Below are 14,800 nucleotides of genomic sequence, written 5' to 3'. Positions count from 1 at the left end.
TATTGTTTTCTGATTAAAATGAAAGATTAAGTCCGAATGCGATTCGTTTTGGAACCGGGTATAAAGTACTGCTATATCCATCGGCTCCTACTTCCGGATCCATCCCGGTATAGTCAGTGATCGTCCAAAGGTTATCTCCGGTCACATAGAGCTCAAGGCTTTTGATACCGGTGTGCGAGATCAGGCCTGAACCGAAGGTATAGCCGAAACGGACATTTCTAAGTCTGATATAACTTCCGTCTTCCAGATATCTGCTGGAGGTTTTATTCGAAAGATTATTTCCACCATACAGCAACTGAGGATGCGTTGCAATATCTCCCGGTTGTTCCCAACGGCTCCAACCATCCGCCAGAACCTGCTGGTTATAAGTCGGATACGCGCCATCGGCATCGTACAGTTCTCTGGAGGAATTATAGATCCTATTTCCACTCACAAAGGCAAAATTTGCACTCAGACTGAATCCTTTATAAGACATCAGTGTAGAGAATCCACCATAGAAATCAGGTGAAGCTGACCCTACGATCTGTTTTGTTGCTGCATTATAATCGGTGGTAGAAGTACGCTCACCGGTTTCAGCATCAACAACCTCCCAGAGAGGAGAACCGGTATCAGCATCCACTCCAAGCCATTTACGCATGAACCAGGAATTGAAGTCCTCGCCCACACGGGTAAGCTTGGTTCCTCGATCGATATCCTCCCCTTCGTAAACATCGGTAACTTCATTCTTATTGGTTCCGATATTACCCCCGATATTCCAGTAGAATTCTGACGCATCGCCTTTAAAGATGTCGAAATCAAGAGATGCTTCAAAACCTTTATTGGTGACACCTCCCACATTCTCCCAGTATCCGGTATATCCACTGGTCGATGGCAGGGTAACAAAATAAAGCAGGTCTGAGGTATCTTTATAATAGTATTCTGCAGAAAAGTTAAGACGATCGATAAAACGGGTATCGATACCAATGTTGGTTTGATAGGACTTCTCCCAGGCAAGATCATCATTCCCGAGTTGGGAAGGCGTTGGCGCCGGAAACCCATCGTATGTATTACCCAGGCTATAAAGATCATACTGTGGATAAAGAGACCCAGGCCTGTTTCCTACCGCACCATAACTGGCCCGTAATTTCAACTGATCAACGGCATCTACATTGAAAAAATTCTCATTATGGATGTTCCAACCTAAACTTCCGGAATAGAAGGTACCATATTGGTTATTCTCTCCGAAATTAGAGGCCCCGTCTCTTCTGATAGAGAACTGAGCCATATACCGGTTCGCATAAGAATAATCAGAGTTGAATAAAACCGATTGTAATGCATAATCATTTGCAGATCCTCCAACGGCACCCGGTGTAGCCGCATTGTCGAGGATGGTGGTTCCGGTTACGATACCGTATCCGGTGGCACTGGACGATTGATATTTATAATCGTTATACTCATATGCCACCAATGCACTAACGCTATGATCACCAAATTGATTCTTATACTGAAGCATCTGGTTGGTAAAGTTCGTGATTCGTTTGGCATTCGATTTATATAATTGTCCATTATTGGCCAATCCGGAATTCGAAGCCGGGTCAGTATAGGACATATAATCTGAATAATACATGGTGATACTATTCGTGGAGATGAATTTCAAATTCGGTACGATCTCGTATTCAATGTCAAAATTGGTGAAGAGGTTGAATTCGCGATTTTTACCATAGTTCCACTGCAGGTCGTACAGATAATTACTGTTATCGCGTCCGTACCAGGTTCCCTGATAATCCTGAGGATTGATCAGATCACCATTTTCATCATACGGAGAATCCCAGGGCATATAGGTGTATAATGCATAGAGGGAATGCTGACGATCATCGGTCTTTTCGTAATTGAAGGCAACTTTAGGTTTGAGCGTAAGATTATCAAACACTTTGTATTCATGGTTCAGACGGAAACTTGCACGGTCATAATTATACCCTTTCAAGGTTCCTTTTTCTTTAAAATAGCCTATAGAGACATAGGTCTTTGACTTTTCGGTTCCTCCGGTCATACTGAGATTCACGTCCTGAACCACACCATCCTGTGTACCATTATCCAACCAGTTAAAATCTCTGTTCAGGAGATCCGGAGTAAAGTAATCCGGAATACTTGACGGATTGCCAAAGTTCTCATAATAATTATAAAGCTGAGCGGAATTCATAACATCGAAATTTCCACTATTGAATTTAGAAACCCCGATCCTGGATGATACACTGACCGTTGTTTTCCCTGATACTCCGCTTTTGGTTGATACGACCACAACCCCATTGGCACCTCGGGATCCGTAGAGCGCAGTCGCAGAAGCATCCTTTAAAACAGAAATACTTTCGATCTCATTAGGAGCCAGATTAGGAGTTCCGTGAACAATAACTCCGTCAACTACCCATAAAGGACTCACACTTCCATTCATAGAGGTGATACCCCGAATAGTGATACTCGGATTAGCTCCGGGTTGTCCCGAACCCTGAACTACCTGAACCCCGGACGCTTTCCCCTGAAGCATGGTAGAAACATCAGGAGAAGTGACATCCTGCAATTTTTCACTGCTAACAGTCTGTACGGAAGCTGTAACTTCACCCCGGGCTTGCCGGGTATATCCGGTCACGATAACTTCTGAAAGTTCCGATGCAGATACCACCAGATCAACGGAGATATCGGATCTGCCACCTACTGAGATCTCCTGAGATTCATATCCCAGATAAGAGACCCTGATCACACCGTCTGCAGAGACGTTTAAACTGAAATTTCCATCAAAATCAGTTGCTGTTCCATTAGTGGTGCCTACTTCCTGAACACTAGCCCCCGGAATAGGAACACCTGTTTCACTATCCCTGACCGTTCCTTTAATAACGCCTGAATTCTGTCCCCAGGTGAAGCTGAGTCCCAGGCAAAGAAAAACAATACAAAGCTTAATTTTCATAAATTAAATTAATTAATTAGTTACGTTACGAAAGCTTTTTACTTTCTTTTAATGCCACTAATTTATAATTAAATATTAATTAACAAAAAAATAAGGTTAAATTTTATTCAAACAGTAAATTATTACACTTATATATAGTTTTAAGTAAATATTTTGTTATGTTTTTTGAGATTGACTCAATACAAATAGAAAATTATCCATTAAAATTTTATTTATTTTTATTTTTTCTTTCGTTATAATTGTTTTTATTTGCTTTTCAAAAATATTTCATGTTACTATCAACCATAGACCTATTAATAATATTCGTTTTCCTTTTGATCTCTTTAATGATCGGAATCTACAGTTCCCGATCAGCCGGTAAATCATCCGATGAATATTTCAAAGGAGGCGGTAAAATGTCATGGTGGCTTTTAGGTATTTCCATGGTCGCCACAACTTTTTCTACCGACACCCCGAATCTGGTAGCAGATATTGTAAGAAAACACGGGGTTTCCGGAAACTGGGTATGGTGGAACTTCCTGCTTACCGGAATGCTCACAGTTTTCTTTTTTGCCAGACTCTGGAAGAGAACCGACATCCTTACCGATATAGAATTTTACGAAATGAGATACAGCGGAAAGATCGCCGCTTTCCTGAGAGGTTTCCGGGCCATTTACCTCGGATTCTTTTTCAATGTAATGATCATTGCCATCGTTTCACTCGCAGCCATCAAGATCAGCAGTGTCCTTTTAGGCTTAACGCCTGTGGAAACCCTTCTGATCGCCGGGGTGGTGACAGTGGTCTACAGTGCGATAGGCGGACTAAAAGGAGTGATTCTGACCGATGCGATACAATTTATTCTATCCATTGCCGGCGCAGTTATCGCAGCCTTTGTAGCGCTCTCCCACCCGGAGGTCGGTGGTATGGACAACCTTTTGAAGAATACCGCTGTATCAGAAAGATTGAATATTATACCTGACATCTCAAACCCGGAACTCTTCCTGACAATTTTCCTCGTTCCATTATTTATTCAATGGTGGGCCGTATGGTATCCGGGATCTGAACCGGGCGGAGGAGGTTATATGGTACAACGGATGCTCTCAGCAAAGAACGAAGAACATTCAGTAAGATCCGTTCTCCTTTTCAACATCGTCCATTATGCATTAAGGCCATGGCCATGGATCGTGGTTGCCTTATGTTCAATCGTGGTATTTCCAAACCTGGAAGCCCTAAAAACCGCTTTTCCTGAATCAGCTTCCATTATTGGAGATGATATGGCCTACCCCGCCATGCTATCCTTTTTACCCGAGGGTGCAATGGGACTGGTGGTTACCTCATTACTGGCAGCATACATGTCTACTCTTTCAACGCATTTGAACTGGGGCTCATCCTATCTGGTGAATGATGTGTATGCTCGCTTTATCGATCCGAAAAGTTCAAATAAAAAACAGGTTCAAATCGGAAGGATCTCTACTTTACTGATCATGATCGCCGGTGGCATAATGGCCATCTTGCTAAACAATGCCTTACAAGGCTTTCAGATATTATTACAGATCGGAGCAGGCACCGGACTCCTATTCATATTACGATGGTATTGGTGGCGCATCAATGCCGCTACTGAACTGGTAGCTATGATCGTTTCCTTTTTGGTGGCGCTGTATTTTGCCTTCATACACGAATCCCTTTTACATCTGCCAGCCCTGGAATCATGGCAACAACTGATCATCGGTGTCTCCATTACAACGGTCTGCTGGATCATCACCGCCTATGTGAGTCCGGAAACCGATCGTGAGACCCTGATAAAATTCGTAAAAAAGGTAAATCCCGGAGGCTCCGGATGGACCCCTATACTAAAAACCCTGTCGGCTACAGACCGCGCAGGTATCATTCCCAAACCGATCAATTTCCCGGCAGCACTTGCCTCGATGAGCATAGGAACCACAGGCATCTACAGCCTGATGATCGGAATCGGAAAATTACTGCTGGGAAGCCCGATATGGGGAACCATACTATTGGCAATAGCTGCCACATGCCTCCTGATACTGTTACAACTAAGAAAAAAATTATAGCCATAGCGATTATGAGAGTAGATTCAGATAAAGAACAATCAACCTGCTACACCCTTTCAGAAATAGAAGGACAACCCCATCTATGGAAGAAAGTATTCCAACAGATCTCAAAAGAGGAACCTGCGATCCGCCGATTCTTTCAGGACCATATAACACCAGAAACAGAGATCGTACTTACCGGAGCAGGTTCATCAGCGTTCATCGGTGAAGCCGTTGAAGCCTACGTACAAAAAGAGACAGGGTGCAGAACCAGGGCTATTGCCACCACACAACTGGTAACAAACCCTGATCTGTTTCTGGAGCCACATCGTCCTACGCTGCTGATATCCTTCGCCAGATCAGGCAATAGTCCGGAAAGCATTGCAACGGTTGAACTTGCCGATCAGATCTGTGGAGAAAATATGGTACACCTCATCATCACCTGCAATGATGAAGGTATCCTCATGAATTACGCCAGACAAAATCCGGAACGTAATTATGCTATCCTTTTACCCGAGGAGTCTAATGATAAAAGCCTCGCGATGACCGGTAGTTTTACTTCCATGTTACTTTGTATACTTCTGATCATACGAAAGAAACCCTTTCAATATTCAGCGGCTGCAGTCGAACATATCGCCGCCCAGGGGAATCATATATTGAAACATTCGGACCTCTTCAACCGGCTCATCAATCAGGAGTTTGACCGGGTCGTATTTTTGGGATCAGGCCCGTTGGTCGGGATTGCCAGAGAATGTCATTTAAAACTACAGGAACTGACTGATGGAAAAGTGATCTGCAAACACGATTCCTTCCTAGGCTTCCGACATGGTCCGCGAGCGGTCGTGAACGAGAAGACACTGGTTGTATACTTATTTTCAAACAACGATTACTCGCGGAAATATGAGATCGACCTGGCAAGATCCATCAATAATGAAAACCATAAGATCGCTTGTCTCAGTATCGGAAAGATCGTACCCGAAAACCTCAGCAACGCTACGACGTTCGAACTTTTGAAAAACACCATTAATTATCCTGATTTTGACATGATCCCATTTACCCTGATCGGCCAGTTACTCGGCTATCACAGATCTATAGGCACAGGACTCAACCCGGACAATCCTTCGGTTTCAGGCGCCATCAACCGTGTGGTTCAGGGCGTAACTATATACCCTTTTAAAGACTGAAAAAAATGCTGATCATTTGTCCGAACCCATCGATAGACACCTTTGCATGGATCACCCGATTCTCCAGCGGAACCACCAATCGTTTTGAATCTCTTCAGGAATATCCCGGAGGAAAAGGTACGCATATTGCGTTTGCCCAACGAGAGTTAGGACAAGACGCCACCCTGCTTGCATTCTGGGGAGGAAGAAACGGTTCCTGGATTAAGGAAGCCTGCCTGAATAAAGGTATCGATGTAATAGGACCGGAATTAGATTCTGAAAACAGAAAATGCTACACCATACGATCTCAGGATCAGGAATTAAACAACACCGAACTTCTGGAACCGGGCCCGTTCATAACAAAAAGCGACTGGCAATCCTTTCTGGATATATTTAAAAAGGAGATCAGAAATCATCGATTGATCATTGCCTCCGGATCCTGGCCAGCCGGAACTCCCGAGAGCGCCAACAGACTCCTCAGTGAACATTGTCATGAAGCCGGCAAAGACCTGATCATAGATTGCAATGGCTCACAACTTAAAAATGCCTTGAAATCGGAATTTTTCGGGATCCACCTTAACGAACCAGAAGCCGGTGAAATTTTGGGCACTACCAACCCCTTCGAAGTAATCGAACATCTTAAAAAAAACGTAAAACTCGTTGCCTATACCAAAGGCAAACAAGGGTTATGGCTATATTTCCGTGAGGAATTGATCCACGCATGTACAACCATTGATAATGTCATCAGTACCGTTGGTAGCGGTGACTGCCTGACAGCAGGTATCGCCTTTGCCATTGAAAGACAAATGGCCAATTCAGATATCGCGACTTACGGTGTCGCCTGTGGTGCAGCCAATTGTCTGAACGAAGAACTGGGCATGCTCAGAAAAACAGACGTGGAATCTTTACTCCCACTCATTAACATTAAAAATCTAAGCCATGCGTAAAAAAGAATTATTCGTAGTAGGAGAACTGAATGCAGACCTGATATTAAATAACATACACGGATTCCCGGAAATCGGAACCGAGATCATCGCTGACCACATGAATCTTGTATTAGGAAGCTCTTCAGGCATCATGGCCTCAAATGCCGCATCGATGGGTACAGAGACGACCTTTTGCGGTATGATCGGCTATGATATCTTCGGTGATCTTGTCTTGAGAGAACTAAAGAAAAAGGGAGTTGTCACTGATTTTATCAAAAGAACGGAAACACTCAATACCGGTGTTACCGTCGTAATGAGTTACGATCAAGATCGGGCCAATGTCACTCATTGCGGTGCGATGGAAGCTCTCACCTTCCAGGATATACCCTGGGAAGAGGTAGCCAAACACAAGCACTTCCATCTTTCCAATTTCTTTTTACAGAAAGGTATCAAAACAGACATCATAGCGATCTTCAAAAAAGCAAAAGAAACAGGTGTTACAACTTCACTGGACATGCAATGGGATCCGGGGAATACATGGGACTTCGACTTCAGAAGTTGCCTGCCTTATGTAGATGTCTTCTTTCCTAATGAAGCGGAGATAAAGGCTTTAACCGGGTCTGATTCTATCACAGAAGCCATTACCGCAGTAAGTCCTTATGCAAATACAATCGCCTTGAAATTGGGAGAACAGGGAAGTATCGGTTTCACAGAAGATCAGGTGATCAAAGTAAAGGCATTCATCAACCCACAATTCATCGATGCGATCGGAGCCGGAGATTCCTTCAATGCCGGATTCATCTCAAAATATATTTCAGGAGCTCCTCTGGAATTTTGTCTGCAATACGGAAATATCATGGGTGCACTGAATACAACCGCTGCCGGTGGTACAGCAGCGTTTCAAAACAAAGACCAAATTCAAAACAGGATCAGAGAACTATTTGATCCGGAGACCTAATCTAAAATAAATCTAAATCGTGAGAATCAAAGAACGCCTTTCAGAATTCACCAATCTTAAACGCGGCCTACTTGCCACCAATTTCTACAACATGGAAACTCTTCAGGGAGTGCTCCAGGCAGCCGCTGAAAATAACGACCCTATCATTCTTCAACTTACCCAGAGCTCCATCGACTATATGGGGCTCGAAACCGCCGTTAAGCTGGGTCGTGAAGGATTAAAACATTATGGCGTGGAAGGCTATCTTCACCTGGATCACGGAGGTTCAGTAGAATTAGCTCAACGTTGCCTCGACGCAGGCTTTGATTCTGTGATGATCGATGGCAGCGAACTCCCTCTGGAGGAAAATATCAGGATCACCCGGGAAGTGGTCAAAAGAGCAGAATCATATAACGCACACGTAGAGGCCGAATTAGGTTATGTCGCCAAACTCGGTCAAGATCATGGCGCACAAGGATTCACACAGCCGGATGAGGCACGATCTTTTGTGGAAGCAACCGGTGTGGATGCGCTGGCCATAGCGATCGGAACCGCTCACGGATTTTATAAAAAAACCCCGAAGCTCGATATCGAACTTCTTTCGAGGATCCATAGGATTACACCCGCCACTCTGGTATTGCACGGCAGCTCAGGCGTTCCGGAAGAGCAGATCAAGGAAGCGATCTGTAACGGGATCTGTAAAGTTAATCTCGCCACAGAGATCAAGAATATTTTTATGAAAACCCTACAGCACACGCTGGCGGAAAACGAAGAAATTGATCTTAGAAAAGTATTCCCCGTTGCCACGGCAGAAATTACTAAACTTGTAAAAAATAAACTGAGAATCGTTAAAAACGAAATGCCATGCCCCGATCTTTTATAGATGCTCATGTTCATTTAAACACGCTTTCCACCGAAAAAATGGAAACTGCCCTTAAGAACGGGGTAAAATTTCTTTCGATCAACACGGACATTCCCTTTTTCGAATCACTGGAGTCACAGGAAGCGACCATTCATAAGTTGCAGGAACGCTATCCGGATATGATCAGATATGCTACTAGTTTTGACACCCGTTACTGGAACACTCAACAATGGCTACCTCATGCCCTGGAACAATTGAAACGAGGTATTTCCAATGGTGCCGTAGCGGTAAAGATCTGGAAGAATATCGGCATGGATGCAGCAATAGCCGATTCGGAAGGAAAATTCGTCATGGTCGATGATGCACGCTTTGACCCCCTATACCAATATCTTTGCGATGAGGGTATTTTATTGATAGGCCATCAGGGAGAACCCAGGAATTGCTGGCTACCTCTGGAAGAGATGACCATGAATTCCGACCAGGAATATTTCGGCTCGCATCCTGAGTATCATATGTATAAAAATGCTGACTATCCTAGTTACGAATGTCAGATGATGGCAAGAGACCGGGTTCTCGAGAAATATCCCGATCTGAAATATGTGGGGCTCCATTTATTCAGCATGGAGTGGAACCTTAAAGAAGTAGCAAAACGGCTCGAAAAATTTCCGAATACAATGACGGATCTGGCCGAGCGCATCTGTCATGTTCAATTTCAGTCGATGCAGGATCGAGAATCTGTACGTGAGTTCTTTATCACCTATCAGGATCGAATTATCTATGGTTCCGATGTGATCGATGACGGATCCAGATCGCCGAAAGCGCTCAGTCAGCGCTTTGAAACACTTTGGAAAAATCACTGGAAGTATTTTGAAACCGAAGAAGAAATGGTCGCTCCGGAATTCGAAGGAACTTTTAAAGGCCTGGGACTTCCCTCCGAAGTGGTTCAAAAGATTTTTCGGGAAAATGCTAAAAAAACCTATAATTTCTAATTCGAAAATTTAAATATTCTTTTGTTTCGAAATAAATTATATTTGTTTCTATAGAAATACTACCGTATTACCGATTATGAAAAAAGCAGCAGAAAGACGGGCCAATATTCTTAAGATACTGGATGAATTGGGAAAGGTCGATGTTCAGGAACTGAGCGAAAAATTCGGAGTTACCGAAGTTACCATTAGAAATGATCTTGACAAACTGGAAAAGAACCGGTTACTGGTGAGAACGCACGGGGGTGCTTTCAAAACCAGTAATATCGCCTTGACAGTTTCTGAGAAAAAAGGGGTAAATCAGGAACTCAAAAGATTGATCGGAAAAAAAGCTGCGAGTCTGATCGATGAAAAGGATTCTATCATACTCGACTCCGGCACAACAACCTTTGAAATTTCAAATAATCTTGCCGGATTCAATGAGCTGACCGTGATCAGTAACGCGCTGGATATCGTGAATAATCTTTCACAGTATAAAAACCTCCAGGTTTATATGCCGGGAGGCTACCTCAAGGAATTTTCCATGTCACTGGTAGGACCGATGGCAGAAAGAAATTTACGACAATTACATTGCAACAAATTATTTCTGGGAGTAGACGGCATTAAACCAGAAGTAGGTGTATTCACGCATCATATGGAGGAAGCCTATCTGAATCAGATCATGATCGAGATCTCAGAAGAAGTGATTCTGGTAGCCGACAGTTCAAAATTCAAGAAAACGGGACTTGCATTCATCGAAAGTCTGGATAAAGTTGATAAGATCGTTACCGATATAAATATCGATCGTGAAAGTATATTCTGGCTTGAAAAAAAGAATGTAGAAGTAATAATTGCTGAATAAAATAAGGGCCTTTCTCAAAAAAGAAAGGCCCTCTGCTTTACTCGTAAAAGCATCCTGAAAATGGTTCAGGAATTTTTTAAGTCTTCTATAGCTGTGGCAGTTTTAGCCAAAGGATCACCCAGTAATTGTTTACCCTTTTCCGTGATCACAAAATCTTCTTCGACCCGGATACCTCCAAAATCCTTAAATTTCTCAACCGCTTCATAGTTCACAAAATCTGTGTATTTCCCCTGAGCTTTCCATGCATCGATCAGAAACGGATTAAAATAGAGCCCCGGCTCTACCGTAAGTACATTTCCCACCTGAAGTTCTTTACCTAACCTCAAAGATTTAAGTCCGAATTCCGTACTTTTCTTAAGATCGTCCGTGTAACCTACAAGCTGCTCTCCAAAGTTTTCCATATCGTGAACATCAAGGCCCATGAAATGACCTAATCCGCACTGAAAGAACAGGGTATGCGCTCCTGCATCCACAGCCTCCTGGGTATTTCCTTTCATAAGTCCCATGCCTTTTAAGCCCTCCACCAAGGCGGCACATGCCATCAAATGCACGTCTTTAAAACGAATGCCAGGTTTTAGTGCTGCCACCGCAGTCTCATGTGAATTCAGCACGATATCATATACTTCCCGCTGCAGACCGCTAAAACGTTCTGAAACCGGAAATGTTCGCGTCATGTCGCCAGCATAATGCATTTCCGTTTCTGCTCCACAATCGCAGAGCACAAGATCTCCCTTATTGATGGTCGCGGTGGTCGCATGATTATGCAGATACTGACCATTTCTGGTTAGAATGATAGGAAATGATATATTTCCACCTCCACCGATAGCAATTGCCTGTAATTCACCTGCGATCTCCTTCTCGGTTCTTCCCTGTACCGAAGCACGTATAGCATGAGTATGCATTGCCGCGGTAATATTGACGGCTTTATGGATCTCTTTCAATTCTTCCTGCGTCTTTATGGCTCTTTGTGCTATAACCGCTTTGGTAAATCTTACGGAAGATTTTAAAGCAACGTCATTAACCGGAATACCTGTAATATTGCTGATTTCAATACTCACATTCCCCCGATAGGGCGGTAAATAATGTACATCCTTACCCGTAGCGGCTTCGGTTTGCAACCAGGACAGTAAAGCAGCCATTGGCCTCACCTCAGCGATGCCGCACTTTTCAGCATATTCCTTAAGAGGCGCAGCCGCACCTACCCAAACCATATCTTCCGGTGTCAGATCATCTCCGAACAAGATCTCACGATCTTTTTCCACGTCGATCACCACATACAGATCCGGTAGATCGATCCCAAAATAATATAAGAACGTACTGTCTTGTCGGAAGGGATACCAGTTATCCTTGTAGTTCATTCCCATCTCCTTATTACCAGGAAATAAGAGGAGTCCCTCTCCAACACTTTCCTTCAATACTTTTCTTCTCTCGGTATACGTTTGTTTTGAAAACATTATTCTTCCATATTTTTCAATAGTTCCACATCTAAATAATACATCTTCTCAATTCTTCCAGGCGTGAACAGGTATTGGTTTCGGTGCGTGATCGGAGTACTTTTCCAGGTTTTATCCGGCGCGATCCTGATCGACTCCCTCTCTCCTTTCAACACCAGTGGAAGATTGAATCCTTCGATACAATTGGTATAACGGTAATACATCAAACTATTTTTCCAATCGATATATAGCTGCAATTTCGGAATTTCTGTGGTGGTAAGGTATTGTTTGAAAACTTTAGAATAATCGTATCCTGTTTTCTCCGTAAAATACTGTTGAATCTGGGGCCCATCCACAGTTTGGTTATGAAAGGTTTGATTCAGACCTGCAAGTATATTCCTGAACAATTTATCGTCATCGATACTATGTCGAATCGTATGTAGCATATTTCCGCCTTTCGGATACATATCACCACTTCCCTGTGCATTCACACCGTAGGCAGGAATGATCGGTTTATCATTTCTGATACCCTGACGAATCCCATAGTTATATTCATTTGCCGATTCTTCCCCGTAGATGTAATCGATGAACAAAGTCTCACTATAATTGGTAAAACTTTCATGCACATACATATCAGCAAGGTCATTGCTGGTGATATTATTTCCGAACCACTCATGCCCGCTTTCGTGAATAATAATAAAATCCCAGGTGAGCCCAAGCCCGGTCCCAGAACCGTCTCGACCTCTGTACCCCGGTGCATAGTAATTCCCGTAGGATACTGCTGTCTGATGCTCCATTCCGGTATTATCCACCTCTATCAATTTATAACCATCTTCATAAAAGGGATAAGGACCAAACCAGTATTCAAAGGCATCCAGCATATTATGTACCTCCTCCGGCATATAATTTTTTGCTTTATCAAGGTTATAATCCATCACCCAGTAATTGAGGTCCAGTTTCCCCTTTAGTCCGGTATAGACCTGTGAGAAGTTAACATAATGCCCGATATAGGGAATTATGGTATAGTTACTTATCGGATTCTCCACACCCCATTTAAACGAGACAGTTCCATCTTCATGATCCGTTCGATCGAGAAGCCGTCCATTTGCTACAGCGGTCAACTCTTTAGGAACACGCATGGTTAGTGAAGCACCATGATCAGGTTCATCACTTTGATGATCCTTATTTGGATACCAGATGGAAGCTCCCAGTCCCTGACAGGTAACAGTCATCCAGGGCCTTCCCTGCTCATCCTTAGAGAACGACCAGCCTCCGTCCCATGGTGGACGGATCGCCTCATGAGGTTTTCCACTGAAATAAAGTTTAATCTTATGCTCAGTTCCCATCGCCTGGGGTGGGGTTTCTATCCAGTAGACATTTCCCTTTCTTTTATAACGCTTTATTTCCTTTCCATCCATCAACACACTATCGATCTTTAAAGGCTTCTGAAGATCGATCTGCATTTTATCTGGATGTGATTCTTCAACCACGGTATAGGTGATCTCATTAAAGCCTGAAGTATATTTCTTTTCAAATACAGGACGTACGTAGACATCATAACGCATGACGTCCCACCAGGATCTTTCGGGAGTAATAGTCCCCCTTAAGGTATCAGCCTGTGTAAATTCTTTGATCTTGTCCTGTCCCAATGTAGTTTGTAAAAGCCCCAGGAAGAGGGCTGTGGCTAGGATTTTATTCATAGGTATAGCGGGCATTTCAGTTTAGTTGGATTCCCTGTTTCAAATTTGTAAATAATGATCGGATATATCAAGAACAAAGACAATTATCAGTTAATAAAGTACTAAAGCCGGGTAATATAATCTTTGATACTCCGCATTACGAATCATCTAAGACCATTGAGACTTTCATGATAATAAAACCTAAAGTCTATCCATAAACAGCATTACACTATTTGAAGACCCAGGAAATGTACTACAAAGGGTTACAAGTAACCATTATTAATAAGTTTAAATCGAACAATCAGTGGTCAAGAAATGACTCACTCTCAAAATAAAACCTGTTTAAATAGTTAATTCCAAAATAAAACCGTTCCTTTGCAGCTTATTAGCAATTAAGTACCAAGGCCTAGAAATTTTTTACTCTTCCATGTAATTCATTCCTATTTTTTGATTCTTTGCTGAAAAACAAGATATGCAGCGTATCGGGTTTCATTGTTACACCCTGTATTTGCTGCTCGTCTGGATTATTATATACGAACATTTTTAAATTTATATACAATGAAAGAAGGAACGGTAAAGTTCTTCAACAGAACCAAAGGATTTGGATTCATCACAACAACAGATTCTAACGAAGATATCTTTGTACACCAGAGTGGACTAATTGATGAGATCAATGAAAATGACAGAGTTCGCTTTGAAACCGAAAAAGGAAGAAAAGGAATCAATGCCATCAACGTAGAGGTAATTGACTAAGAAAATCGGAACAAGCCATTTGCAACAACAAATGGCTTTTTAATTTTAAATATTTTTTATGCTCATAATCAATGTAAAGCAAGGTGAAACCATAGAACGTGCACTGAAACGCTATCGTCAGAAAGTAAACAGAACCAAACAAATCAAAAACCTGCGTGACAATCAACAGTTCGTTAAGAAGTCTGAATTGAGAAGAAAAGAGATCGCCAAAGCGGTTTACAAGCAGGAATTCGACCGTCAGCACGAAGGTTAACT

General features: G+C 42.7%; 12 protein-coding genes. 9 read left to right on the top strand and 3 right to left on the bottom strand.

The features are described 5' to 3' along the window. Positions 1 to 13: 13 nt before the first annotated feature. Positions 14 to 2,938: a SusC/RagA family TonB-linked outer membrane protein gene (locus DMZ48_RS15955; RefSeq protein ID WP_143956169.1), complete on the bottom strand. Its 2,925-nt coding sequence runs from the start codon at positions 2,936 to 2,938 to the stop codon at positions 14 to 16. A gap of 269 nt (positions 2,939 to 3,207) precedes the next feature. Between DMZ48_RS15955 and DMZ48_RS15950 the strand changes: the two genes are divergently transcribed. The 7 genes from DMZ48_RS15950 to agaR all read left to right on the top strand — a co-directional run bounded on the left by DMZ48_RS15950 (position 3,208) and on the right by agaR (position 10,680). Next, complete coding sequence (locus DMZ48_RS15950; RefSeq protein ID WP_143956168.1) at positions 3,208 to 4,986, top strand: sodium:solute symporter family protein; 1,779 nt, start codon at positions 3,208 to 3,210, stop codon at positions 4,984 to 4,986. 11 nt (positions 4,987 to 4,997) lie between these two features. Next, entirely contained in the window at positions 4,998 to 6,149 is a 1,152-nt protein-coding gene (locus DMZ48_RS15945; RefSeq protein ID WP_143956167.1) for an SIS domain-containing protein, read from the top strand. A gap of 5 nt (positions 6,150 to 6,154) precedes the next feature. Then, positions 6,155 to 7,075, top strand: a complete 921-nt coding sequence (locus DMZ48_RS15940; protein WP_143956166.1) for a 1-phosphofructokinase family hexose kinase — start codon at positions 6,155 to 6,157, stop codon at positions 7,073 to 7,075. Next, the gene (locus DMZ48_RS15935; protein WP_143956165.1) at positions 7,068 to 8,012 is read left to right on the top strand and encodes a carbohydrate kinase family protein; all 945 of its coding nucleotides are present in this window, start codon (positions 7,068 to 7,070) and stop codon (positions 8,010 to 8,012) included. Before DMZ48_RS15940 ends, DMZ48_RS15935 begins: the two co-directional genes overlap by 8 nt. Positions 8,013 to 8,031: 19 nt before the next feature. Next, positions 8,032 to 8,874 (top strand): class II fructose-bisphosphate aldolase, encoded by an 843-nt coding sequence (locus tag DMZ48_RS15930; protein ID WP_143956164.1) that lies wholly within the window; start codon positions 8,032 to 8,034, stop codon positions 8,872 to 8,874. Next, complete coding sequence (locus DMZ48_RS15925) at positions 8,856 to 9,842, top strand: amidohydrolase family protein (protein WP_143956163.1); 987 nt, start codon at positions 8,856 to 8,858, stop codon at positions 9,840 to 9,842. Before DMZ48_RS15930 ends, DMZ48_RS15925 begins: the two co-directional genes overlap by 19 nt. A gap of 76 nt (positions 9,843 to 9,918) precedes the next feature. Beyond that, positions 9,919 to 10,680: a transcriptional repressor AgaR gene (gene agaR, locus DMZ48_RS15920; protein ID WP_143956162.1), complete on the top strand. Its 762-nt coding sequence runs from the start codon at positions 9,919 to 9,921 to the stop codon at positions 10,678 to 10,680. A gap of 65 nt (positions 10,681 to 10,745) precedes the next feature. Here the strand turns inward: agaR and DMZ48_RS15915 are convergent, their stop codons facing one another. Continuing rightward, the gene (locus DMZ48_RS15915; RefSeq protein WP_143956161.1) at positions 10,746 to 12,134 is read right to left on the bottom strand and encodes an aminopeptidase P family protein; all 1,389 of its coding nucleotides are present in this window, start codon (positions 12,132 to 12,134) and stop codon (positions 10,746 to 10,748) included. Further along, positions 12,134 to 13,813 carry a M1 family metallopeptidase gene (locus tag DMZ48_RS15910; RefSeq protein ID WP_143956160.1) on the bottom strand — a complete coding sequence of 560 codons (1,680 nt, stop codon included), beginning with the start codon at positions 13,811 to 13,813 and terminating at the stop codon, positions 12,134 to 12,136. The genes DMZ48_RS15915 and DMZ48_RS15910 overlap by 1 nt, the downstream gene beginning before the upstream one ends. Positions 13,814 to 14,350: 537 nt before the next feature. On the opposite strand from DMZ48_RS15910, the gene DMZ48_RS15905 reads away from it, so the two are divergent. Beyond that, on the top strand, positions 14,351 to 14,545 hold the full coding sequence (locus DMZ48_RS15905) for a cold-shock protein (protein WP_143956159.1): 195 nt from the start codon (positions 14,351 to 14,353) through the stop codon (positions 14,543 to 14,545). A 58-nt stretch (positions 14,546 to 14,603) separates the two neighbouring features. Continuing rightward, positions 14,604 to 14,798: a 30S ribosomal protein S21 gene (gene rpsU, locus DMZ48_RS15900; protein WP_143956158.1), complete on the top strand. Its 195-nt coding sequence runs from the start codon at positions 14,604 to 14,606 to the stop codon at positions 14,796 to 14,798. Positions 14,799 to 14,800: the final 2 nt, after the last annotated feature.

It is taken from the genome of Robertkochia solimangrovi, assembly GCF_007279655.1.
Classification (GTDB): Bacteria; Bacteroidota; Bacteroidia; order Flavobacteriales; family Flavobacteriaceae; genus Robertkochia; species Robertkochia solimangrovi.
Note: the sequence above shows the minus strand (reverse complement) of the source record. Positions and strands in the feature narration are given on the sequence as shown.

Excerpts from the sequence above, each read along its gene's own strand:
- DMZ48_RS15955 (WP_143956169.1), bottom strand. The coding sequence starts at position 2,938 with ATGAAAATTAAGCTTTGTATTGTTTTTCTTTGCCTGGGACTCAGCTTC.
- DMZ48_RS15950 (WP_143956168.1), top strand. The coding sequence starts at position 3,208 with ATGTTACTATCAACCATAGACCTATTAATAATATTCGTTTTCCTTTTG.
- DMZ48_RS15945 (WP_143956167.1), top strand. The coding sequence starts at position 4,998 with ATGAGAGTAGATTCAGATAAAGAACAATCAACCTGCTACACCCTTTCA.
- DMZ48_RS15940 (WP_143956166.1), top strand. The coding sequence starts at position 6,155 with ATGCTGATCATTTGTCCGAACCCATCGATAGACACCTTTGCATGGATC.
- DMZ48_RS15935 (WP_143956165.1), top strand. The coding sequence starts at position 7,068 with ATGCGTAAAAAAGAATTATTCGTAGTAGGAGAACTGAATGCAGACCTG.
- DMZ48_RS15925 (WP_143956163.1), top strand. The coding sequence starts at position 8,856 with ATGCCCCGATCTTTTATAGATGCTCATGTTCATTTAAACACGCTTTCC.
- agaR (WP_143956162.1), top strand. The coding sequence starts at position 9,919 with ATGAAAAAAGCAGCAGAAAGACGGGCCAATATTCTTAAGATACTGGAT.
- DMZ48_RS15915 (WP_143956161.1), bottom strand. The coding sequence starts at position 12,134 with ATGTTTTCAAAACAAACGTATACCGAGAGAAGAAAAGTATTGAAGGAA.
- DMZ48_RS15910 (WP_143956160.1), bottom strand. The coding sequence starts at position 13,813 with ATGAATAAAATCCTAGCCACAGCCCTCTTCCTGGGGCTTTTACAAACT.
- DMZ48_RS15905 (WP_143956159.1), top strand. The coding sequence starts at position 14,351 with ATGAAAGAAGGAACGGTAAAGTTCTTCAACAGAACCAAAGGATTTGGA.
- rpsU (WP_143956158.1), top strand. The coding sequence starts at position 14,604 with ATGCTCATAATCAATGTAAAGCAAGGTGAAACCATAGAACGTGCACTG.